This window comes from Sphingopyxis sp. Geo25 (genome assembly GCF_949769135.1).
Classification (GTDB): domain Bacteria; phylum Pseudomonadota; class Alphaproteobacteria; order Sphingomonadales; family Sphingomonadaceae; genus Sphingopyxis.
Map to the genome: position 1 here is coordinate 40,285 of NZ_CATKOZ010000008.1, position 21,866 is coordinate 62,150.

The window sequence follows — 21,866 nt, forward strand, 5'->3', positions numbered from 1 at the left end:
TCATGAAGGTCAAGGTACAGACCCTCGATGGCAAGGCTGGCGCCGACATCGACCTTAACGACGACGTCTTCGGCGTCGACGCGCGTGCCGACATTCTGCACCGCGTCGTCGCGTGGCAGCTCGAAAAGCGCCGCGGCCCCGCCCGCGCCGCCCGCGAGCGCAGCGACGTCGCCCGCACCGGCAAGAAGTTCGGTCGCCAGAAGGGCGGCGGTACGGCTCGCCACGGCGACCGCAAGGCGCCGATCTTCATCGGCGGCGGCAAGGCGCACGGCCCGCGTGCCCGCACCTTCGGCCACTCGCTGAACAAGAAGATCCGCACCCTCGGCCTGAAGATGGCTTTGAGCGACAAGGCGAAGGGCGGCAAGCTCGTCGTCATCGACACGCTCGAGCTCAAGGACGCGAAGACCAAGGCGCTCGCCGGCAAGCTCGGCAAGCTCGAACTCGGCAATCGCGCCCTCTTCATCGACGGCGATGCGGTGCACGAAAGCTTCGCGATGGCGTCGGCCAACCTGATCGGCATCGATTCGCTGCCGGCCATCGGCGCCAACGTCTATGACATCATCCGTGCCGACACGCTGGTCCTGACCCGCGCGGCGGTCGAAAAGCTGGAGGCCCGCTGCAATGGCTAAGGCAAAGACCATCGACGCGCGTCACTATGACGTGATCCTCGCTCCGGTGATCACCGAGAAGTCGACGCTGCTCGGCGAAAACAACGCCGTGGTGTTCAGGGTCGCGGACGACGCGACCAAGCCCGCGATCAAGGCCGCCGTCGAGGCGCTGTTCGATGTCAAGGTGCTGAGCGTCAACACGCTCGTCACCAAGGGCAAGACCAAGCGCTGGAAGGGCAAGCCCTACACCCGCAGCGACGTGAAGAAGGCGATCGTTCGCCTGGCCGAAGGCCAGTCGATCGACGTCACCACGGGCGTCTGAGCGGCTCGGGAAGGGACAAGAAAATGGCACTCAAACATTATAATCCGACCAGCCCCGCGCAGCGCGGCCTGATCCTCGTCGACAAGTCGTCGCTGTGGAAGGGCAAGCCCGTCAAGGCGCTGACCGAAGGCAAGCGCAAGACCGGTGGCCGCAACAACAAGGGTCATGTGACCTCGCGCGGTATCGCCGGCGGCCACAAGCAGAAGTACCGCTTCATCGACTTCAAGCGTCGCAAGTGGGACATGCCGGCCACCGTCGAGCGTCTGGAATATGACCCGAACCGCACGGCGTTCATCGCGCTCGTGAAGTATGAAGACGGAACGCAAGCCTACATCCTCGCGCCGCAGCGCCTGGGCGTCGGCGACACGATCGTCGCGGGCAAGAAGACCGACGTGAAGCCGGGCAACGCGATGGAATTGTCGCAGATGCCGGTCGGCACGATCGTCCACAACATCGAGATGAAGCCGGGCAAGGGCGGCCAGATCGCCCGTTCGGCCGGCACCTATGCGCAGGTCGTCGGTCGTGACCGCGGTCTCGTCATCGTGCGTCTCGGTTCGGGCGAACAGCGTTACATCCGCGGCGAGTGCATGGGCACGGTCGGCGCGGTGTCGAACCCCGACAACCAGAACACCAACCTGGGCAAGGCCGGCCGTGGCCGCTGGCTCGGCAAGCGTCCGCTCACTCGCGGCGTCGCGAAGAACCCGGTCGACCACCCGCACGGCGGTGGTGAAGGCCGGACCTCGGGTGGCCGTCATCCGGTTACCCCGTGGGGCAAGCCGACCAAGGGCGCTCGTACCCGTCACAACAAGTCGACCGACAAGATGATCATCCGGTCGCGTCACGCGAAGAAGAAGAGGTAAGCCATGGCTCGCTCGGTCTGGAAGGGTCCGTTCGTCGACCTTCATCTCCTCAAGAAAGCCGAAGCGGCTCAGGACGGTGGCAGCTCTGCCCCGATCAAGACCTGGTCGCGTCGCTCCACCATCCTGCCGCAGTTCGTCGGGCTGACCTTCAACGTCTACAACGGCCGCAAGTTCGTGCCGGTGTCGGTGAACGAAGATATGGTCGGCATGAAGCTGGGTGAATTTGCGCCGACGCGCTTCTTCCCCGGTCACGCGGCCGACAAGAAGGGCAAACGCTAATGGGCAAGGAAAAGTCCCCCCGCCGCGTTGCGGATAATGAGGCATTGTCCGTGGGCACGCAGATCCGCGGTTCGGCGCAGAAGCTGAACCTCGTCGCGGCGCTGATCCGCGGCCGCAAGGTCGAAGACGCGATGAACGTCCTCGCTTTCTCGAAGAAGGCGATGGCGGTCGACGTGCGCAAGGTTCTTGCCAGCGCCGTCGCCAACGCGGAAAACAACCACAACCTCGACGTTGACGCGCTGGTCGTCAAGGAAGCGAGCGTGGGCAAGTCGATCTCGATGAAGCGCTGGCACGCTCGCGGCCGCGGCAAGTCGACCCGGATCGTCAAGCCCTTCAGCCGCATCCGCATCGTCGTCCGCGAACAGGAAGAAGAGGCGTAAGATGGGCCAGAAGAGCAATCCGATCGGCCTGCGCCTGCAGGTCAACCGCACCTGGGACAGCCGCTGGTTCGCCGAAGGCCAGGACTATGGCCGTATGCTTGTCGAGGATCTGAAGATCCGCAAGTTCGTGTTCAAGCACCTGCCGCAGGCCGCGATCTCGAAGGTCGTGATCGAGCGTCCGGCAAAGCTGTGCCGCGTGTCGATCTATGCCGCCCGTCCGGGCGTCATCATCGGCAAGAAGGGCGCCGACATCGAAAAGCTGCGCAAGCAGCTCGGTGAGATGACGGGCAGCGACGTGTCGCTGAACATCGTCGAGATCCGCAAACCCGAAGTCGACGCCAAGCTCGTCGCACAGGGCATTGCCGACCAGCTCGAACGCCGTGTCGCCTTCCGCCGCGCCATGAAGCGCGCGGTGCAGTCGGCGATGCGTCTGGGCGCCGAGGGCATCCGCATCAACTGTGCCGGCCGTCTAGGCGGCGCGGAAATCGCGCGCACCGAATGGTATCGCGAGGGCCGTGTGCCGCTGCACACGCTTCGCGCCAACGTCGACTATGCCGAGGCCGAAGCGCACACCGCTTATGGCGTTTGCGGCATCAAGGTGTGGATCTTCAAGGGCGAGATCCTGGGTCACGACCCGATGGCGACCGACCGTCTGATGCTCGATGCGCAGACGACCGGTGTCCGTCCGGCTCGCGATGATCGCCGCTAAGGAACGCTGACATGCTGCAACCGAAAAAAACCAAGTTCCGCAAGGCGTTCAAGGGCCGCATCCACGGCCTCGCCAAGGGCGGCACCGACCTGAACTTCGGCTCCTATGGCCTGAAGGCGATGGAACCCGAGCGCATCACCGCGCGCCAGATCGAAGCGGCTCGCCGTGCGATCAGCCGTGCGATCAAGCGTCAGGGGCGCCTGTGGATCCGCGTGTTCCCCGACGTCCCCGTGTCGTCGAAGCCCGCCGAAGTCCGTATGGGTAAGGGCAAGGGTTCGCCCGAATATTGGGCCGCCCGCGTCAAGCCCGGCCGCATCCTGTTCGAACTCGACGGCGTTCCCGGCCCCGTGGCCGCGCTGGCGTTCGAACGCGCGGCGATGAAGCTGCCGATCAAGACGAAGGTCGTTGCCCGCCTCGGCGACACCTCGCATCTGGAGGGTTGAGGGCCATGGCCAAGACCGAAGATCTGACCAAGAAGACCGACGACCAGCTCGCCGAACAGCTTGGCGAACTGAAGCGCGAGGCGTTCAACCTCCGTTTCCAGGCCGCCACCGGCCAGCTGGAAAAGGCGTCGCGGGTCAAGGAAGTGCGCCGCACGATCGCGCGCATCAAGACCGAACAGACCGGGCGCGTGCGCTCGGCTGCGAAATAAGGAGACCAACCCATGCCGAAGCGCATTCTGACCGGCACGGTGGTGTCCGACAAGGGCGACAAGACCGTCGTGGTGAAGGTGGAGCGTAAGGTCAAGCACCCGCTCTACGGCAAGATCATCCGCCGTTCGAAGAAGTATCACGCCCACGATGAGGACAACAGCTTCAAGGCTGGCGAAACCGTCCGCATCGAGGAAACGCGTCCGATCTCGAAGTTGAAGACCTGGAAGGTCCTCGACAAGGTCGAGGTTTCGACCAAGGCGAAGAAAGCCGACGAGATCGACGCGTAAGCGCGAAGAGTTTCACGGAACCGCCGGGATGGCCCGGTAGGCCAGAGAAGAAGGAAATGCATCGATGATTCAGATGCAGTCACAATTGGAAGTCGCCGACAACAGCGGTGCGAAGCGCGTCCAGTGCATCAAGGTGCTGGGCGGCTCGAAGCGTCGCACTGCCGGCGTGGGCGACGTGATCGTCGTCTCGATCAAGGAAGCCCAGCCGCGCGGCAAGGTGAAGAAGGGTGACGTGCATCGCGCCGTCATCGTCCGCACCGCGAAGGACGTTCGCCGCGCCGACGGCTCGGTGATCCGTTTCGACAGCAACGCCGCCGTGCTCGTCAACAAGAACGAAGAGCCCATCGGCACGCGTATCTTCGGCCCCGTCGTCCGCGAACTGCGCGGCCGCGGCTACATGAAGATCATCAGCCTGGCGCCGGAGGTGCTCTGACCATGGCGAACAAGATCAAGAAGGGTGACACCGTCGTCGTCCTGTCCGGCAAGGACAAGGGCAAGACCGGCGAAGTGACGCAGGCGCTGCCGAAGGATGGCAAGGTCGTCGTCGCGGGCGTGAACGTCATCACCCGCCACCGCAAGCCGACCCAGCAGAACCCGCAGGGCGGTCTCGAGCGCAAGGAAGCGCCGCTCTTCGCGAGCAAGGTCGCGCTGGCCGATCCGAAGACCGGCAAGCCGACGCGCGTCCGCTTTGAAACCAAGGACGGCAAGAAGGTCCGCGTGGCCGTGAAGTCCGGGGAGACGATCAATGGCTGATGCTTACACCCCGCGTATGCGCAAGCTCTATGACGACAAGATCGTCAAGGCGATGACCGAGAAGTTCGGTTACAAGAATGCGATGGAAGTGCCGAAGATCGAAAAGATCACGCTCAACATGGGCGTCGGCGAAGCCACGCAGGACAAGAAGAAGGTCGAAGCGGCCGCTGCCGAGATGGAACTCATCGCCGGTCAGAAGCCCGTCGTGACCCGCGCGAAGAAGTCGATCGCCCAGTTCAAGCTGCGCGAAGGCATGCCGATCGGTTGCAAGGTCACCCTGCGCCGCGAACGCATGTACGAATTCCTCGATCGCCTGATCACGATCGCCATGCCGCGCATCCGCGACTTCCGCGGCGTGTCGGCGAAGAGCTTCGACGGTCGTGGCAACTATGCCATGGGCCTGAAAGAGCAGATCATCTTCCCCGAGATCAACTATGACCGCATCGACACGGTGCGCGGCATGGACGTGATCGTTACCACCACCGCCCGCACGGACGAAGAGGCCCGCGAACTGCTCAAGCTGTTCGGCTTCCCCTTCCCGATCGAAGCGCAGGAAAAGGAAGCCGCCTGAGTCCCGCTAGGGACCAGGCAGGCTCTTTCAAGAAGGAAAGAGAACTTAAGTCATGGCGAAACTGAGTTCGGTGAACAAGAATGAGCGTCGCAAGAAGCTGGTGAAGAAATACGCCGGCCGTTATGCGAAGCTGAAGGCGATTGCGGCCGACACCTCGCTCGACGATGGCGAGCGTCTGATCGCGCGCCTCAAGATGGCGGAAATTCCGCGCAACGGTAACCCGACCCGCATCCGCAACCGGTGCGAGCTGACGGGCCGTCCGCGTGCTTATTACCGCAAATTCCGGCTGTGCCGCGTGCAGCTCCGCGATCTGGCCAACAAGGGCCTGATCCCGGGTGTTGTGAAGTCGAGCTGGTAAGGGACTAGAAGATGGCAATGACCGATCCCCTGGGTGATATGCTCACCCGCATCCGCAACGGCCAGCAGGCGAAGAAGGACAGCGTCCTGACTCCCGCCTCGACCCTGCGCGTCCGCGTTCTCGATGTGCTCCAGCGCGAAGGCTATATCCGCGGCTACAGCGAAGAATCGCTGGGCGCGAAGGGCCAGCACAAGGGCATTCGCATCGAGCTCAAATATTTCGAAGGCCAGCCGGCGATCCGCCACGTGGCTCGCGTCTCGAAGCCGGGCCGCCGCGTCTATTCGGGCTCGAAAGAGCTGCCGATCGTGCGCAATGGCCTGGGTATCACCATCGTGTCGACCCCGCGCGGCGTTCTTTCGGACGCCGAGGCCCGCGAACATAATGTCGGCGGCGAAGTGCTGGCGGAGGTGTTCTGATGTCGCGCATTGGTAAAAAGGCAGTGGCGATCCCCAGCGGTGTGACCGCTGCGATCGACGGCGGCCAGCTCTCGGTGAAGGGCCCGAAGGGCACCCTCGCGATGACGCTCTCCGACAACATCAAATATGAAGTCGGTGAGGGCAGCATCTCGGTGCAGCCCGCGAACGACACGCGTGAAGCGCGCGCCTTCTGGGGCATGCAGCGCACGCTGGTGCAGAACCTGATCACAGGCGTGACCGAGGGCTTCACCAAGGTGCTCGAAATCACCGGTGTCGGCTATCGCGCCAACTCGCAGGGCAAGACCTTGAAGCTGCAGCTCGGCTACAGCCACGATGTCGATTTCGCGGTGCCCGAGGGCATCGAGATCAAGACGCCGGACAACACGACGATCGAGATCAGCGGTATCGACAAGCAGAAGGTCGGTCAGGTGGCGGCGGAAATCCGCCGCTGGCGCAAGCCGGAGCCCTACAAGGGCAAGGGCATCAAGTATCGCGGCGAGTACATCTTCCGCAAAGAAGGCAAGAAGAAGTAAGCCATGGCACATCTTACCACTTTCGAAAAACGCCGCCAGCGCGTGCGTACCGCCCTCCGCCAGCGTGCCGGTGGACGTCCGCGTCTCTCGGTGCACCGTTCGGGCCGTCACATCTATGCGCAGCTCATCGATGACGCTGCCGGTGCGACGCTGGCCGCCGCTTCGACGCTCGACAAGGATGTCCGCGGCAAGACCTCGGGCGCCACGGCTGCGGCCGCTGCCGAAGTCGGCAAGCGCCTCGCCGAGGCCGCCAAGAAGGCGGGCGTGACGCAGGTCGTGTTTGACCGTGGCGGCTTCCTGTTCCACGGGCGCATCAAGGCGCTGGCCGACGCGGCTCGCGAAGGCGGATTGGAGTTCTAATATGGCTGACGAAATTCAGAACGCCGAAGCGGCGCCCGAAGCGACCGAAAACACCGGCGCTCCCCGCCGTGGCCGTGGCGGCCGCGACGGTGGCCGCGGTGGCCGTGACGGTGGCCGTGGCCGCCGCGACGATCGCCGTCCGCGCGACGAAGACGGTGGCGAAGAGCTTATTGAAAAGCTCGTCCACATCAACCGCGTTTCGAAGACCGTGAAGGGCGGCAAGCGCTTCGGTTTCGCCGCGCTCGTCGTCGTTGGTGACGGCAAGGGCCGCGCCGGTTTCGGTCATGGCAAGGCGCGCGAAGTGCCCGAAGCCATTTCGAAGGCGACGGCTGCTGCGAAGAAGGCGATGATCCGCGTTCCGCTGCGCGACGGCCGCACGCTGCACCATGACGGCCGTGGCCACTTCGGTGCCGGCAACGTCACGCTGCGCTCGGCGCCCGCGGGTACCGGCATCATCGCCGGCGGTCCGATGCGCGCCGTGTTCGAATCGCTGGGCGTCGCCGACGTGGTGACCAAGTCGGTCGGCACCTCGAACCCCTACAACATGATCCGCGCGACCTTCGAGGCGCTCGGCGAACAGACGAGCCCGAAGTCGGTCGCACAGCGTCGCGGCAAGAAGGTTTCGGACCTGATCAAGCGTGGCGGTTCGTCCGACCGCGCAGCCGAGGCGGAAGCCGCGGCGGTGACGGAGTAAAACGATGGCCGACAAGAAGATCAAGATCCGCCAGATCGGTTCGCCGATCCGTCGCCCCAAGGACCAGCGCAAGATCCTGACCGGCCTCGGCCTGGGCAAGATGCACCGTGAAGTCGAACTGGTCGACACGCCGGAAGTGCGCGGCATGATCCGCAAGCTTCCGCACATGGTGGAAATCGTCGAGGGCTAAGCGCCAGTGAAGCTCTACCGCCTGTTGACCGGTCCCGACGACAGCGCCTTTTGCGCGCGGGTCGAGGGACTGCTCAACCGGGGATGGCAGCTTCACGGCAGCCCCTCGATTACCGAAGTCGATGGCCGCGGCTATGTCGCCCAGGCCATCGTGATGGAGAAAGCCGGGCCCTATCCCGGTTTTCAGCCATCGAATGAAATCGAACCGGACTGAAATCTTTCGGTCCACAGCGCGACCACAGCGAAAGCGAGTGCACAGACATGACGATCAAGCTTAACGAACTCAGCGACAACAAGGGCGCCCGCAAGGGCCGCATGCGCGTCGGACGCGGCATCGGCTCGGGCAAGGGCAAGACCGCCGGCCGCGGCCAGAAGGGTCAGAAGGCCCGCAGCGGCGTCGCGATCAACGGTTTCGAGGGCGGCCAGATGCCGCTCCACATGCGCATCCCGAAGCGCGGCTTCAATAACATCTTCGGCAAGGATTTCGCGATCGTGAACCTTGGCCTGGTGCAGAAGCTGGTCGATGCCAAGAAGCTCGATGCGAAGGCCGTGATCGATCACGCCGCGCTGAAGGCCGCTGGCGTTGCGCGCGGCGGCAAGGACGGCGTCCGTCTCCTCGCCAAGGGTGAACTCACGGCCAAGCTGACCTTTGCGGTCGCCGGCGCGTCGAAGGGCGCGATCGAGGCGGTCGAGAAGGCCGGTGGCAAGGTCGAGCTTCCCGAAGTCAAGGAAGCGGCGCCCGAAGGCAAGAAGGCCCAGCGGCGCGCCAAGGCCAAGGCCGAGTAATATACGAGGGCGGCTCCGAAAGGGCCGCCCTACGTCATTTGACGACCTCTCTTTTCCCGTTCGTGTCGAGCGAAGTCGAGACACCCATCGGGACAGCGCAAGTTCGAGGGGCATCTCGACTTCGCTCGATGCGAACGGACAATGAAGGCGGCATTCGGTATCAACCTGCCGCTTAAGTAAGGCCTTTCCCCTTGCGCTTCGTGACCTCCGAACGCACATAGGCGCCGGGTCGCGGGGGCGCGGTCCGGAATATCCTCGAGGAAACTACCGATGGCCTCTCGCGCCGACCAGCTTGCATCCAACCTCAATTTTTCTAAGTTCGGCCAGGCGACCGAACTCAAGAACCGCATCTGGTTCACGATCGGCGCGCTGATCGTCTTCCGCTTCCTGTCGTTCGTGCCGCTGCCCGGGGTTGACCCCGTCGCGTTGTCGCGACTCTACAGCCAAGCCGCGTCGGGCGGCGTCCTCGACATCTTCAACACCTTCTCGGGCGGCAGCCTCGAGCGCATGAGCATCATCGCGCTCGGCGTCATGCCCTATATCACGGCGTCGATCGTCGTGCAGCTCGCTTCGGCGCTGGCGCCGAGCCTCGCCGCGCTCAAGAAAGAGGGCGAGAGCGGGCGCAAGAAGCTCAACCAGTACACGCGCTACGGCACGGTGTTCCTCACCGCGATTCAGGGTTATTTCATCGCCGTCGGCCTAGAAACGCTCGGCCAGAGCCAGGGCATCGCGGCGGTCGTCGACCCCGGCATGATGTTCCGCATCGGCGCCGTCATCTCGATCGTCGGCGGTACTTTGTTCCTGATGTGGCTCGGCGAGCAGATCACCAGCCGCGGCATCGGCAACGGCGTCTCGCTGATCATCATGGCGGGCATTCTTGCCCAGCTGCCACGCAGCTTCGCGCAGATGTTCACGCAGGTGCGCGAAGGCTCGATGGGCGGCGGCACGATCGTCGCGGTCGTCGGCGGCGCGATCGTCGTCATCGCCTTCATCGCCTTCATGGAACGCGCACAGCGCCGCGTCCTCGTCCAATATCCGAAGCGCGCGACGCAGCGCGGCGTGATGCAGGCCGACCGCAGCCACCTGCCGCTCAAGGTCAACACCGCGGGCGTCATCCCGCCGATCTTCGCCTCGTCGCTGCTGCTGATGCCGCTGACGGTGACCCAGATGCTCGGCAACAATGTCCAGCAGGATACGGCGTGGGGCGAATTCCTCGTCTCGCTCAACCAGTATCTCGCGCACGGCCAGCCGCTCTACATGGCGCTCTATGCCGCGGGGATCATCTTCTTCTGCTTCTTCTACGTCGCCGTGGTCTTCAATCCCGAGGAAACCGCCGACAATCTGAAGCGCCAGAACGGCTTCATTCCCGGCATCCGCCCGGGCAAGAACACCGCCGCCTATCTCGACTTCGTGCTCACGCGCATCACCGTGATCGGCGCTGCGTACCTCGCGGCGATCTGTCTCATCCCCGAATATTTCATCGCGGGATCGGGGTTGCCCTTCCAGCTCGGCGGCACCAGCCTGTTGATCATCGTCAACGTCACGATCGACACGATCAGCCAGATCCAGAGCCACATGCTCGCGCATCAATATGGCGACCTCATCAAGAAGGCCAAATTGAAAGGCGGGATTGCGCGTCGCTGACGCCGCCGCTACGCGAATCCCGACAGGGCAGAGGTAACAGGGGCTTCCATGACGCTGAACATCATTTTGCTTGGACCGCCGGGCGCGGGCAAGGGAACGCAGGCATCGCGGCTCGAAAGCGAGCATGGCATGGTTCAGCTCTCGACCGGCGACATGCTGCGCGCCGCGGTCAAGGCGGGCACCCCGATCGGCCTCCAGGCGAAAGCGGTCATGGACGCGGGCGAGCTCGTCTCGGACGAGATCGTCTCGGGCCTGATCGGCGAACGGCTCGACGAGCTCGGCGGCGACACCTCGGTGATCTTCGACGGCTATCCGCGCACCGCCGCACAGGCCGACGCGCTCGACCAGATCCTGTCGGATCGCGGCCGCAAGCTCGACCATGTGATCGAGCTGGTCGTCGAGGAGGACGCGCTCGTCGACCGCATCACCGGCCGCTTTTCGTGCGCCAGGTGCGGCGAGGGTTATCACGACCGCTACAAGCTGCCCAAGGTCGAAGGCACCTGCGATGTGTGCGGTAGCCACGAGTTCAAGCGTCGTCCCGACGACAATGAGGAAACGGTGCGCACGCGCATGGCCGAATATCGTGCCAAGACAGCGCCGATCCTGCCGATCTACGAGGCGCGCGGCATCGTCAGCAAGGTCGACGGCATGGCCGACATCGACCATGTCAACGGCGCGATCGAGGCGATCCTCGGCAGCTGAGCCGAACCGATTGTAAACGCCATTGCGAGGGCCGCAGGCCCGTGGCAATCCAGAGCGGTGTAAGGCCGCCCTGGATTGCTTCGCTTCGCTCGCAATGACGGAGCTCAGGGAGGAGGGGGATTGTATGAAATCTAAATCCTGTCTCGCCGCTGGGATACTCTCGGCTGCTGCGCTGGCTATGCCCGCGCAGGCGAAGGTCATCGACCAGAGCGACATCGGCTTCACCGTCGCGCACAGCGCGCAGGTCGCCGCCTCGCCCGAAGACGTCTGGAAGATGCTCCGTACCCCCGACAAATGGTGGTCGAAGGACCATAGCTGGTCGGGTGACGCGGCGAATTTCTGGCTCGATTCGCAGGCCGGCGGTTGCTTCTGCGAAAAGCTGCCTCCCGCCAAGCCGGGCGGTGCGCCGGGCAGCGTCCAGCACGCGCGCATCCTGTTCGCAAAACCCGACGAACTGATGCGCCTGTCGGGCGCCTTCGGCCCGCTGCAGGGTGAGGCCGTCGTCGGCACGTTGACGATCCAGATCAAGCCGACGCCGACCGGCAGCGCGATCCGCTTCGACTATACGGTCGGCGGCTATATGCGCTTCAAGGTCGCCGACGTCGCGCCGGGGGTCGACCGCGTGCTCGGCGAGCAGCTCGTCGGGCTGGCGAAGGCGCTCGGCGGATCGTTGCCCGTCGCACGAGGTGAAACCGATGGCGCGGCCACGGAAGCGCCTCCGAAGGACGAGCAGGGTCTCGACGCCGCGGTCGCGGACCTCGTCAAGGATGCACCGAAAGAGACGCCCGAGAGCGATTAGGCGCCGGGTTTCCCGCGCAGCTTCGCGAGCGCCGCGAAAGGCCCCGCCTGCTCCTCGCGGAGCACGCCCTTCTCGGCAAGGATGCCGTCGGCGTCCGGATGACGCGGAAAGGGATCGAGTGCCAGCGACAATGTCTGCACCGCCGCCTCGCCGATATCGACGCGGTCGTCCTCGAGCGGCAGGATATCGCAGTCGCCGTCGCTGATCTCGATCTCCTCGTCGGGATCGACGACGGGCTCGGCGCCCGTCAGGAAGCGAAGATCGAACGGCTCGGTGAGCTTCGCGGGCACCGGCAGGGCGGTCGCGGCGCAGCCCTGCACGACCGCGGCCTCGATCTCACCCTTCGCGGCCATCCCGCCCGCGACCGCGCGCACCTCGGCGGTGACGACGAACCGGTCGAGCGCGACGAGGTCGAGCCGCTTCGCAATCGCCGCGCGGACGGCTTCGTCGGCTTCGAGGCGCATCGTGCGACCTTGCGCCGCCTCGGCAAGCGTGACGACGTGCGAAAATTCGGGCGCGCTCATCCGGGCAGCCGGTCGGCGACGATGAGCGTATCGACCGGGGTCGCCGCCAGCGCGGCGCGCTGCGCCGCCACCCGCGCCATCACATGCGCCAGCCCCGCGGCGGGCGGCTCCTTGCCGCGCCACAGGTTGCGCACCAGCGCCGCCCTGAGTTCATCCGATCCGTCGGCGGCCTGATAGGCGCCGAGGCGGCCGCCGAGCGCGCCGACCATCCGCCCGATCTGCTTGCCGACGACCATGTCGCCGAACCCGATCTGGCGCATCTGCCCGTCCATGTCGTCGACGAACAATTCGGTCAGTTCGACGCCCGCGCGCGCCTGTTCCGGGTCTTCGTCGATCCGGTGCAGGACAAGCGCGAGGATCAGGCTGATCATGTCGAAGCGACCGTCGAGCGTGTCGGGGACGCCGCCCTCGCTATACCAGTGCGGTTGCCGCGCGGTCGCGACGATGGCGTTCCACAGCGGGCGCCGTGCTTCACGGGGATCGGGTTCGGACTTGAAGAGCTTGCGGAGCGAAGAAAACATGCCGCAACGCTTAGGCGCATTCGGCCCATCCGAAAAGACTTCTGAGTCAGCTTGGCGCAAGCATTCGGGCGGCATAAGCCGCTTGTGCGCGCCGTCCGCTTGCGGTTAAGAGGCGCGATTGCCAGCGCCGGCGCCCGATGCGGGGAAAAGCGGCGCAAGGAGACGAGTTGATGCCGATTGCCGACCCCAAGTCTTTCGCCCGTCCCGCACGCCTGATCGTTGCGGGCGTGGCGCTCGCGCTGACCGCCAGCGGCTGCGCGCAGGTCAAGGGCCGGCAGGGCTATTTCGTCGATCCGGTGCTGACCGATGCGATCGCCCCCGGCGTCGACAACCGCGAATCGGTCGAAAAGACCCTCGGCCGCCCGACCTTCGTCGGTCAGTTCAGCGACAATGAATATTATTATGTCTCGCGCGAGACGCGCCAGCTGGCGTTCGCCCGGCCGCGCCCCGTCGCGCAGCAGGTGCTGCGCGTGCGCTTCGATCCCGCGGGCAATGTCGTCGCGGTGGACAAGACCGGGCTCGAGCTGGTGAGCAAGATCAACCCCGATGGCGACAAGACGCCGACGCTCGGCCGCGAGCGCAGCTTCTTCGAGGACATCTTCGGCAATATCGGGGCGGTCGGTGCGCCGGGAACGACCGGTGGTGGCGCGCCGGGGCAGTAAGCCGGCGGCCTTTGCCAGGCGGATTGCAACAGCGGCGGCGTCTCCCCGACGACCGCCGCCTTTCTTTTACTGCGCGATACCGCCCGCCGCCAGGACGGCGAGGGTGACGAGGTCCGACGCGGTCGACGACATCGTCGCGACCTGCACCGGCTTTTCCATCCCGATCAGCATCGGGCCGATCACTGCGCCGCCGCCAAGTTCGCGCAGCAGCTTCGCCGACAGGTTCGCCGACTGCAGCCCCGGCATGACGAGGACGTTCGCCGGGCCTGACAGACGGCAGAAGGGATAGTTCTTCATCGCGCGCAGGTTGAGCGCGACGTCGGGCGCCATTTCGCCTTCATATTCGAAGCCGGGATTGCGTTCGTCGAGGATGCAGACGGCCTCGCGGATATTGTCGAGCCACGAGCCCGGCGGGTTCCCGAAGGTCGAATAGGAGAGAAAGGCGACGCGCGGTTCATGACCCATCCGCCGCGCGACGTGCGCGGTACGCTCGGCGATGTCGGCAAGCATCTCGGCGCTCGGGCGCTCGTTGACCGTCGTGTCGGCCATGAAGATGGTGTGATGCTGGTCGACGAGGACGTGGATGCCGAACGGCGTCTTGCCTTCGGCATGGTCGATCACGCGCCGCACCTCGCGCATCGACTGCGAATAGGTGCGCGTCGTGCCGGTGATCATCGCATCGGCGAGGCCGAGCTGGAGCAGAAGCGAGCCGAAGATGTTACGGTCGCGGTTGACCATCCGCTCCACGTCGCGGCGGAGGTATCCGCGGCGCTGCAGCCGTTCGTAGAGCATGTCGACCATCTGCGGGACGTGCGGCGAATTGACGCTGTTGTGGACCTCGAAACTCTCGGCGTCGGGCACACCCATCGCGCGCAGCTTGTCGTGCAGCCCTTCGCGTCCGACGAGCACCGGAATGCCATAGCCGCCATCGCGGAACTGGATCGCGGCGCGCAGCACCACTTCCTCTTCGCCCTCGGCAAAAACGATGCGCTTCGGATTGGCGCGCGCCGCCTCATAGGCGAGCGTCAGCACCGAGGTCGTCGGGTTGAGCCGCGCGCGAAGCTCGGTGCGATAGTCCTCCATATCGGCGATCGGCCGCTGCGCGACGCCGGTGTCCATCGCCGCCTTGGCGACCGCGGCGGGGACGATTTCCATCAGGCGCGGGTCGAAGGGCGAGGGGATGATATATTCGGGGCCGAAGCTCGACGCGCGCCCGCCATAGGCTGCGGCCACTTCTTCCGGCACCTGCTGGCGCGCAAGGTCGGCGATGGCATAGGCGGCGGCGATCTTCATCTCCTCGTTGATCGCGGTTGCCCGCACGTCGAGCGCGCCGCGGAAGATGAAGGGGAAGCAGAGGACGTTGTTGACCTGGTTCGGGAAATCCGAACGGCCCGTGGCGATGATCGCGTCGGGGCGCGCCGCGCGCGCATCGGGCGGCGAGATTTCGGGGTCGGGATTCGCCATCGCGAAGATGATCGGCGCGGGCGCCATGTCCTTGACCATCTCGGGCTTCAGCGCGCCGGCCGCCGACAGGCCGAGGAAGACGTCGGCGCCCTTCAGCGCTTCGGTCAGGTTGCGCGCTTCGGTGGGCACCGCGTGCGCCGACTTCCACTGGTCCATGCCTTCGGTGCGGCCCTGATAGATGGTGCCCTTGCGGTCGCACATGATCACATTCTCGTGCCGCACGCCCAGCGCCTTGATCAGCGCCGTGCAGGCGATCGCCGCCGCGCCGGCGCCGTTGACGACGACCTTGACCGTCGACAGGTCGCGCCCGGTCAGGTGGCAGGCGTTGATCAGGCCGGCGGCGGTGATGATCGCGGTGCCATGCTGGTCGTCATGGAACACCGGGATGTTCATCTTTTCTTTCAGCGCCGCTTCGATGATGAAGCAGTTCGGCGCCGCGATATCCTCGAGGTTGATGCCGCCGAAGCTCGGCTCGAGCAGTTCGACCGCCTCTATGAAGCGCTGCGGATCTTCGGTGGCGACTTCGAGGTCGATCGAATCGACGTCGGCGAAGCGCTTGAACAGGACGGCCTTGCCCTCCATCACCGGCTTCGAGGCAAGCGCGCCCAGATTGCCGAGGCCGAGGATCGCGGTGCCATTCGAGATGACGGCGACGAGGTTCCCCTTGACCGTATAGTCATAGGCGCTCCCCGGATCCTCGGCGATTGCGAGCACGGGCACCGCGACGCCGGGCGAATAGGCGAGCGAAAGGTCGCGCTGCGTCGCCATCGGTTTCGAGGCGACGATCTCGATTTTCCCGGGCCGCCCATAACTATGATAGAGCAGGGCCTCGCGGTCCGAAAACTGCACCTTGCTATCGCTGGCCATTCCTTGTCCCCTGTTTCGTGTTTCCAGACCGCGCGCCCGTTTCCGATTCCCCTAGCGCCACCGGGGCGAATTGTAACCGGCAATGTTGCAAACTCGGGTGGCGTCCAGGCGCAAGGGTTGCGAACGACTGGGAGCGACCGATTGGGGACATTGATCCTCCCTGTGCCGCAGGCATGGGGAGGTGGCAGCGCGAAGCGCTGACGGAGGGGCAAGTGGCGCGGCCGCTGCCGCCCCTCCACCATCGCCTGCGGCGACGGTCCCCCTCCCCATGGCTACGCCACAGGGAGGATAATTCCTTCATCGTCATCCCGGACTTGATCCGGGATCCACGAATTCGGCGCTGCAATGGATCCCGGATCAAGTCCGGGATGACGAAGGTCTGGAAACCACCCCAAAGCCGCCATTCGCGACCCGCGCCTTGCCTTGCTGCCCCCAATCACTAAGCAGGGTGCGATGTCCGCCACCGCCCGCACCGCCGCCAACAGCAACGCCGCGCCCGCCGCCCATCCCGCGGCGACGCCGATGATGGCGCAATATTGGTCGCTGAAGGCGAAGGCGGGCGACTGCCTGCTCTTCTACCGCATGGGTGATTTCTTCGAGCTGTTTTTCGACGATGCGAAGGCGGCTTCTTCGACGCTCGACATCGCGCTGACCTCGCGCGGCGAACATGGCGGCGAGCCGGTGCCGATGTGCGGCGTGCCCGTCCATTCGGCCGAATCCTATCTCGCGCGGCTGATCAAGGCGGGGCACCGCGTCGCCATAGCCGAGCAGGTCGAAACCCCCGCCGAGGCCAAGGCGCGCGGCGGATCGAAGGCGCTCGTTGCGCGCGACATCGTGCGTTTCGTGACCGCGGGGACGCTGACAGAGGAGGCGCTGCTCGAAGGCCGCAGCGCGAACCGCCTCGCCGCCCTCGCGCAGGTCGGAAGCGAGGGTGAGGTCGCGATCGCCGCCGCCGATATCTCGACCGGGCGGTTCGAGGTCGCTGCGGTGCGCCCGGAACAGGTCGATGCCGAGCTCGCGCGGCTCGCGCCGTCGGAGCTGCTCGTTAGCGAAAGCGCGGAGGACGTCCCCGAATGGGTCGCGCGGCAGGTCGTGCGGCGTCCGCAATCCGATTTTTCGAGCACGGCGGCGCAAAAGCGCCTCGAGACTTTCTTCGGCGTCCAGACGCTCGACGGCTTCGGCCAGTTTGGCCGCGGCGAGCTTGCCGCGATGGGCGCGCTCGTTGCCTATCTCGATCATGTCGCGACCGGCCAGCCGATCTTCCTCCAGCCGCCGCTGAAGCATCAGGCGTCGGGCCGCATGGCGATCGACGCCGCGACACGCGAAAGCCTCGAACTCGTCCGCACGATGGCGGGCGGGCGCGACGGCAGCTTGCTCGGCACGATCGACCGCACCGTGACCGCCGCGGGGGCGCGGCTGCTCGCCGACGATCTGGCGAGTCCGCTGACCGACAAAGCGGCGATCCTCGACCGGCTCGACCTCGTCGATGGCCTTGCCCGCGATGCACTCTGGCGCGGCGAGCTTCGCGCCGCCTTGCGCGCGCTGCCCGACGCCGGGCGTGCGCTCGGCCGCCTCGTCGCGGGGCGCGGCGGGCCGCGCGACCTCGCACAGCTTCGCGATGCGCTGGGCGGCGCGCGACTCTTGCGCGAGCGGCTTGCCCGCCGCCCCGACCTGCCGCCCTTGCTTGCGCGGCTGCTTCCGGGCCTTGACGGTCATGGCGCACTCGTCGACGAACTGACGCGCGCGCTGATCGAAACCCCGCCGGTCGATGCCGCGCAGGGCGGCTATGTCGCCGAGGGCTATGACGCCGCGCTCGACGCGCTGCGCGAAACCGCGCGCGACGGCCGCAAGGCGATTGCCGCACTCGAAGCGCAGTATCGCGACCGTACCGGCATCGCCTCCTTGAAGATCCGCCACAATGGCGTGCTCGGCTATCATGTCGAGGTGCCCGCGAAGCACGCCGACGCGCTGATGGCGCCCGAATCGGGCTTCACCCACCGCCAGACGCTCGCAGGTGTCGTGCGCTTCAACTCGTCTGACCTTCACGAAGCCGCGAGCCGCGTCACCCAGGCGGGTGTCCACGCCATTGCCGCCGAGGCCGCGCATCTCGAAGCCCTCACCGAAGCCGCTGTTTCCCGCCGCGAGGCGATCGCTGCGAGCTGCGACGTCCTCGCGCGTATCGACGTCGCCGCCGCGCTCGCCGATCATGCGATGAGCCACAACTGGTGCCGCCCCGACCTTGCCGACACGCCGTGCCTCGATGTCTCAGGCGGGCGCCACCCGGTGGTCGAGGCTGCGCTGGCGAAGGCGGGCGAGCGTTTCGTCCCCAACGATGTCTCGCTCTCCGAAGCCGACCGGCTGTGGCTCGTGACCGGTCCGAACATGGGCGGTAAATCGACGTTCCTTCGCCAGAACGCCCTCATCGTCGTGCTGGCCCAGGCGGGTGGTTTCGTCCCCGCGGCGTCGGCGAGGCTCGGGCTCGTCGACCGGCTGTTCAGCCGTGTCGGCGCGAGCGACAATCTCGCGCGCGGGCGTTCGACCTTCATGGTCGAGATGGTCGAAACCGCAGCGATTCTTGCGCAGGCGACGCCGCAGAGCTTCGTCATCCTCGACGAGGTCGGGCGCGGCACCTCGACCTATGACGGGCTCGCGCTCGCCTGGTCGGTGGTCGAGGCGGTGCATGAGGTCAACAAGTGCCGCTGCCTCTTCGCGACGCACTATCACGAGCTCACGCGCCTCGCCGAGACGCTGAACGCGCTCTCGCTCCACCATGTCCGTGCGCGCGAGTGGCAGGGCGATCTGGTGCTGCTCCACGAAGTTGCTGAAGGGCCCGCCGACCGCAGCTACGGCCTCGCGGTCGCGCGGCTTGCCGGCGTTCCTGCGGGTGTCGTCAAGCGCGCCGAGGCGGTGCTCGCGAAGCTCGAAGCGGGGCGCGAGAAGACCGGCGGGCTCGCCGCGGGGCTCGACGACTTGCCGCTGTTCGCCGCGACGCTGGCGGAAGCGCCCGCCGCCGCGAAGGACGCGCTCCGCGACGCCCTCGCGGGCATCGAACCCGACACACTCGCGCCGCGCGAGGCGCTCGATGCGCTCTACCGGCTGAAGCAGATCGTGGCGGACGAGCGATGAGCGACATCTTCGACAATCTTGAGGGCCGCCGCGCGATCATCGATCGGCGCGCGTTGTCCGACCGGCTCGGCGAGATCGCGGGCGAAACGAGCGATACCGGCAAGCGCCGTGCGGCGATGGTAGCGCTGCTCAAGACCGCGCTCGAAGAGGGACGCGCGGAGATCAACCGGCGGTTGCTCGCCCGCCCTTCGTCGGGACGCGTTGCGGCAAACGCGACTGCCTTCCTGATCGACCAGATCGTCCGCCTCAGCCACGACTTCACCGTCGGCCATCTCTATCCCTCGGGCAATCGCTCGGCGGGCGAGCGCATCACGCTGATCGCCGTCGGCGGCTATGGCCGCGGCGAAATGGCGCCGTTCAGCGACATCGACATCGGCTTCCTGACGCCGTTCAAGCAGACGAGCTGGACCGAGCAGGTGATCGAGGCGCAACTGTACACGCTCTGGGATCTGGGGCTGAAGGTCGGGCACAGTTCGCGCTCGCTCGACGAGATGATCCGCGCCGCGAAGGACGATCTGACGATCCGTACCGCGCTGCTCGAAGCGCGTTTCATCTGGGGCGACCGCGAGCTTTACGATCAGGCGAGCGCGCGCTTCGACGCCGAGGTCGTCGCGGGCAACGCGCGCGCGTTCGTCGCCGAAAAGCTTGCCGAACGCGACGAACGGCACAAGCGCATGGGCGATTCGCGCTATGTCGTCGAACCCAATGTGAAGGAAGGGAAGGGGGGGCTGCGCGACCTTCACACGCTCTTCTGGATCGGCAAGTTCATCCACCGCGTGCGCACGGTGCCCGAGCTGGTCGACGCGGGGCTGCTGACGAGCCGCGAGCTCAGGCAGTTCGAACGCGCCGAGAATTTCCTGCTCGCGGTGCGCTGCCACCTCCACATCCTCGCCGGGCGGGCGGAGGACCGGCTGACCTTCGACTTCCAGCGCGAGATTGCGCAGAGGATGAACTTCGCCGAGCGTCCCGGCAAAAGCGCGGTCGAGCGCTTCATGCAGCTCTATTTCATCCATGCGAAGGCGGTCGGCGACGTCACCGGCACCTTCCTTGCGCATCTCGACGAGCAGATGGCGGCGCGCGGGCGGCGCTTCCTGCCGACCCTGCGACGGCGGCCGGGCAAGCTCCACGGCTTCGTCCTCGACCGCGGCCGGCTCGCGCTGCCGTCGGACGACTTCTTCCAAGCGGATCCGGTGCGGCTGGTCGAGATTTTCGCGCTCGCCGACAAGCATGGCCTCGAAATCCATCCGCAGGCGATGCGGCAGGCGCGCCACGACGCGAAGCTGATCGAGACCAAGGCAATTCGTCGCAACCCCCGCGCGAACGAGCTGTTCCTCGACGTGCTCACCTCGCCGCGCGATCCCGAAACGGTGCTGCGCTGGATGAACGAGGCCGGGGTGTTCGGCCGTTTCGTGCCCGATTTCGGCCGTGTCGTCGCGCAGATGCAGTTCGACATGTATCATCATTATACGGTCGACGAGCATACGATCCGCGCGATCGGGCTGCTCGCCGATATCGAGCAGGGGCGCCTCTCCGACGACCATCCGCTTTCGACCGCAATCCTCGACCAGATCCATTCGCGGCGCGTGCTCTATGTCGCGGTGCTGCTCCACGATATCGCCAAGGGGCGCGGCGGCGACCATAGCGTGCTCGGCGCCGAGCTTGCGCTGCGCGTCTGCCCGCGACTGGGGCTGAGCGATGCCGAGACCGAGACGGTGTCGTGGCTGGTGCGCTATCACCTGCTGATGTCGGCGACGGCGTTCAAGCGCGACCTTGCCGACTTCAAGACGATCCTCGATTTCGCACAGGTCGTGCAAAGCCCCGAGCGTCTGCGCCTGCTGCTCGTCCTCACCGTCGTCGATATTCGCGCGGTCGGCCCCGGCGTCTGGAACAGCTGGAAGCGCCAACTTCTTACCGAACTGTACGACGCGGCCGAGGAAGTGCTGCGCCTCGGGCACAAGCAGCGCGGGCGCGAGGCGCGGATCGAGGCGAAGAAGGAGGCGGTCGCCGATCTGCTGGGCGACGACGAGAAGGCGTTCGCCAAACTCGTCAAGCGCCTGCCCGAAAGCTATTGGATCGCCGAACCGGTCGAGGTGATCGCCGCCAATCTTCGCCATATCCAGGCCGCGGGCGACGCGCCGCTCCACATCGCGGCGGTGCCCGACGAGGATCGCGGCGCGACCCTGGTGATGGTGCTCGCCGCCGACCATCCGGGGCTCTTCTACCGCATGGCGGGGGGCATCCACCTCGCCGGCGGCAACATCATCGACGCGCGCATCCACACGACGCGCGACGGTCTCGCGCTCGACAATTTCCTCGTCCAGGATCCGCTCGGCCGCCCGTTCGCAGAGGAGGGACAGATCGGCCGGCTGACGCGGGCGATCGAGGATGCGCTCGCCAACCGCCAGAAATTGCTTCCGAAACTCGAAGCGCGCGCGCTGCCGCGCACCCGCGCCGAGGCCTTCCGCGTCGCCCCCAGCGTCTTCGTCGACAACAAGGCGTCGAACCGCTTCACGGTGATCGAGGTCAATGCGCAGGACCGCCCGGCGCTGCTGAACCAGCTCGCCTACGCGCTCTTCCAGTCGAAGGTGACGGTGCACTCGGCGCATGTCGCGACCTATGGCGAGCGCGCGGTCGACACTTTTTACGTGACCGACCTGATCGGCGACAAGATCGACAGCGCGGCGCGCGTCAAGAGTCTCGAAAAGCGCATGCTCGAAGCCGCCGCTAGCCGGAGCGAGGAAGCGGTGGCTGCGTGACTGCTTAGGGGGTGGTGAGCGGACGATCGCTGATCCTCATTCG

At 65.9% G+C, this 21,866-nt stretch carries 29 protein-coding genes; 26 read left to right on the forward strand and 3 right to left on the reverse strand.

The annotated features are described in order from the left end of the window. Window positions 1-2: 2 nt before the first annotated feature. The 23 genes from rplD (at window position 3) to QOL68_RS16930 (ending at window position 11,903) form a co-directional block, all read left to right on the forward strand. Window positions 3-629 (forward strand): 50S ribosomal protein L4, encoded by a 627-nt coding sequence (rplD, locus tag QOL68_RS16820; RefSeq protein WP_058454347.1) that lies wholly within the window; start codon window positions 3-5, stop codon window positions 627-629. Beyond that, complete coding sequence (locus tag QOL68_RS16825) at window positions 622-930, forward strand: 50S ribosomal protein L23 (protein ID WP_282950184.1); 309 nt, start codon at window positions 622-624, stop codon at window positions 928-930. The genes rplD and QOL68_RS16825 overlap by 8 nt, the downstream gene beginning before the upstream one ends. 23 nt (window positions 931-953) lie before the next feature. Next, window positions 954-1,790, forward strand: a complete 837-nt coding sequence (gene rplB / locus QOL68_RS16830; protein WP_282950185.1) for a 50S ribosomal protein L2 — start codon at window positions 954-956, stop codon at window positions 1,788-1,790. A gap of 3 nt (window positions 1,791-1,793) precedes the next feature. Further along, window positions 1,794-2,069, forward strand: coding sequence for a 30S ribosomal protein S19 (gene rpsS / locus QOL68_RS16835; protein ID WP_003042215.1), 276 nt, complete (start codon window positions 1,794-1,796; stop codon window positions 2,067-2,069). Next, entirely contained in the window at window positions 2,069-2,449 is a 381-nt protein-coding gene (rplV, locus tag QOL68_RS16840) for a 50S ribosomal protein L22 (RefSeq protein WP_054589690.1), read from the forward strand. The genes rpsS and rplV overlap by 1 nt, the downstream gene beginning before the upstream one ends. A 1-nt stretch (window position 2,450) precedes the next feature. After that, window positions 2,451-3,158, forward strand: a complete 708-nt coding sequence (gene rpsC, locus QOL68_RS16845; protein WP_058454350.1) for a 30S ribosomal protein S3 — start codon at window positions 2,451-2,453, stop codon at window positions 3,156-3,158. An 11-nt stretch (window positions 3,159-3,169) separates the two neighbouring features. Further along, window positions 3,170-3,601 carry a 50S ribosomal protein L16 gene (gene rplP / locus QOL68_RS16850; protein WP_058454351.1) on the forward strand — a complete coding sequence of 144 codons (432 nt, stop codon included), beginning with the start codon at window positions 3,170-3,172 and terminating at the stop codon, window positions 3,599-3,601. Window positions 3,602-3,606: 5 nt separating this feature from the next. Beyond that, window positions 3,607-3,810 (forward strand): 50S ribosomal protein L29, encoded by a 204-nt coding sequence (gene rpmC / locus QOL68_RS16855; protein WP_058454352.1) that lies wholly within the window; start codon window positions 3,607-3,609, stop codon window positions 3,808-3,810. A gap of 12 nt (window positions 3,811-3,822) precedes the next feature. Beyond that, window positions 3,823-4,098, forward strand: coding sequence for a 30S ribosomal protein S17 (rpsQ, locus tag QOL68_RS16860; RefSeq protein WP_058454353.1), 276 nt, complete (start codon window positions 3,823-3,825; stop codon window positions 4,096-4,098). A gap of 64 nt (window positions 4,099-4,162) precedes the next feature. Beyond that, window positions 4,163-4,531 carry a 50S ribosomal protein L14 gene (gene rplN, locus QOL68_RS16865; protein ID WP_011543078.1) on the forward strand — a complete coding sequence of 123 codons (369 nt, stop codon included), beginning with the start codon at window positions 4,163-4,165 and terminating at the stop codon, window positions 4,529-4,531. A gap of 2 nt (window positions 4,532-4,533) precedes the next feature. After that, the gene (rplX, locus tag QOL68_RS16870; protein ID WP_058454354.1) at window positions 4,534-4,851 is read left to right on the forward strand and encodes a 50S ribosomal protein L24; all 318 of its coding nucleotides are present in this window, start codon (window positions 4,534-4,536) and stop codon (window positions 4,849-4,851) included. Further along, entirely contained in the window at window positions 4,844-5,422 is a 579-nt protein-coding gene (gene rplE / locus QOL68_RS16875; protein ID WP_058454355.1) for a 50S ribosomal protein L5, read from the forward strand. Before rplX ends, rplE begins: the two co-directional genes overlap by 8 nt. Window positions 5,423-5,474: 52 nt before the next feature. After that, window positions 5,475-5,780 carry a 30S ribosomal protein S14 gene (gene rpsN, locus QOL68_RS16880; protein ID WP_058454356.1) on the forward strand — a complete coding sequence of 102 codons (306 nt, stop codon included), beginning with the start codon at window positions 5,475-5,477 and terminating at the stop codon, window positions 5,778-5,780. 11 nt (window positions 5,781-5,791) lie between these two features. Continuing rightward, on the forward strand, window positions 5,792-6,196 hold the full coding sequence (rpsH, locus tag QOL68_RS16885; RefSeq protein ID WP_058454357.1) for a 30S ribosomal protein S8: 405 nt from the start codon (window positions 5,792-5,794) through the stop codon (window positions 6,194-6,196). Beyond that, on the forward strand, window positions 6,196-6,729 hold the full coding sequence (gene rplF, locus QOL68_RS16890) for a 50S ribosomal protein L6 (RefSeq protein WP_058454358.1): 534 nt from the start codon (window positions 6,196-6,198) through the stop codon (window positions 6,727-6,729). Before rpsH ends, rplF begins: the two co-directional genes overlap by 1 nt. A gap of 3 nt (window positions 6,730-6,732) precedes the next feature. Beyond that, window positions 6,733-7,089 carry a 50S ribosomal protein L18 gene (rplR, locus tag QOL68_RS16895; RefSeq protein ID WP_058454359.1) on the forward strand — a complete coding sequence of 119 codons (357 nt, stop codon included), beginning with the start codon at window positions 6,733-6,735 and terminating at the stop codon, window positions 7,087-7,089. A gap of 1 nt (window position 7,090) precedes the next feature. Further along, window positions 7,091-7,783, forward strand: coding sequence for a 30S ribosomal protein S5 (rpsE, locus tag QOL68_RS16900; RefSeq protein ID WP_058454360.1), 693 nt, complete (start codon window positions 7,091-7,093; stop codon window positions 7,781-7,783). A 4-nt stretch (window positions 7,784-7,787) separates the two neighbouring features. After that, window positions 7,788-7,973 carry a 50S ribosomal protein L30 gene (gene rpmD / locus QOL68_RS16905; RefSeq protein WP_058454361.1) on the forward strand — a complete coding sequence of 62 codons (186 nt, stop codon included), beginning with the start codon at window positions 7,788-7,790 and terminating at the stop codon, window positions 7,971-7,973. Between the two features lie 6 nt (window positions 7,974-7,979). Further along, window positions 7,980-8,186: a DUF1737 domain-containing protein gene (locus tag QOL68_RS16910; RefSeq protein WP_058454362.1), complete on the forward strand. Its 207-nt coding sequence runs from the start codon at window positions 7,980-7,982 to the stop codon at window positions 8,184-8,186. Window positions 8,187-8,233: 47 nt separating this feature from the next. Then, complete coding sequence (gene rplO / locus QOL68_RS16915) at window positions 8,234-8,758, forward strand: 50S ribosomal protein L15 (protein ID WP_282950186.1); 525 nt, start codon at window positions 8,234-8,236, stop codon at window positions 8,756-8,758. Between the two features lie 270 nt (window positions 8,759-9,028). Next, window positions 9,029-10,402, forward strand: a complete 1,374-nt coding sequence (gene secY / locus QOL68_RS16920) for a preprotein translocase subunit SecY (RefSeq protein ID WP_058454363.1) — start codon at window positions 9,029-9,031, stop codon at window positions 10,400-10,402. Between the two features lie 48 nt (window positions 10,403-10,450). Beyond that, window positions 10,451-11,104 (forward strand): adenylate kinase, encoded by a 654-nt coding sequence (locus QOL68_RS16925; RefSeq protein ID WP_282950187.1) that lies wholly within the window; start codon window positions 10,451-10,453, stop codon window positions 11,102-11,104. Between the two features lie 124 nt (window positions 11,105-11,228). Then, entirely contained in the window at window positions 11,229-11,903 is a 675-nt protein-coding gene (locus tag QOL68_RS16930; RefSeq protein ID WP_282950188.1) for an SRPBCC family protein, read from the forward strand. Here the strand turns inward: QOL68_RS16930 and QOL68_RS16935 are convergent. Together QOL68_RS16935 and QOL68_RS16940 are read right to left on the reverse strand one after the other, a co-directional pair. After that, window positions 11,900-12,427, reverse strand: coding sequence for a YceD family protein (locus QOL68_RS16935; RefSeq protein WP_282950189.1), 528 nt, complete (start codon window positions 12,425-12,427; stop codon window positions 11,900-11,902). The genes QOL68_RS16930 and QOL68_RS16935 overlap by 4 nt on opposite strands. Further along, window positions 12,424-12,948 carry a ubiquinol-cytochrome C chaperone family protein gene (locus QOL68_RS16940; RefSeq protein WP_282950190.1) on the reverse strand — a complete coding sequence of 175 codons (525 nt, stop codon included), beginning with the start codon at window positions 12,946-12,948 and terminating at the stop codon, window positions 12,424-12,426. Before QOL68_RS16940 ends, QOL68_RS16935 begins: the two co-directional genes overlap by 4 nt. A gap of 170 nt (window positions 12,949-13,118) precedes the next feature. Between QOL68_RS16940 and QOL68_RS16945 the strand changes: the two genes are divergently transcribed. Further along, entirely contained in the window at window positions 13,119-13,610 is a 492-nt protein-coding gene (locus QOL68_RS16945; RefSeq protein ID WP_204993509.1) for an outer membrane protein assembly factor BamE, read from the forward strand. Between the two features lie 66 nt (window positions 13,611-13,676). Here the strand turns inward: QOL68_RS16945 and QOL68_RS16950 are convergent, their stop codons facing one another. Continuing rightward, the gene (locus tag QOL68_RS16950) at window positions 13,677-15,941 is read right to left on the reverse strand and encodes an NADP-dependent malic enzyme (RefSeq protein ID WP_282950191.1); all 2,265 of its coding nucleotides are present in this window, start codon (window positions 15,939-15,941) and stop codon (window positions 13,677-13,679) included. Between the two features lie 522 nt (window positions 15,942-16,463). On the opposite strand from QOL68_RS16950, the gene mutS reads away from it, so the two are divergent. Further along, a complete protein-coding gene (gene mutS / locus QOL68_RS16955; RefSeq protein ID WP_282950267.1) occupies window positions 16,464-19,067 on the forward strand; it encodes a DNA mismatch repair protein MutS in 2,604 nt (867 codons plus the stop codon). Further along, the gene (locus QOL68_RS16960) at window positions 19,064-21,823 is read left to right on the forward strand and encodes a [protein-PII] uridylyltransferase (RefSeq protein ID WP_282950192.1); all 2,760 of its coding nucleotides are present in this window, start codon (window positions 19,064-19,066) and stop codon (window positions 21,821-21,823) included. The genes mutS and QOL68_RS16960 overlap by 4 nt, the downstream gene beginning before the upstream one ends. Window positions 21,824-21,866: the final 43 nt, after the last annotated feature.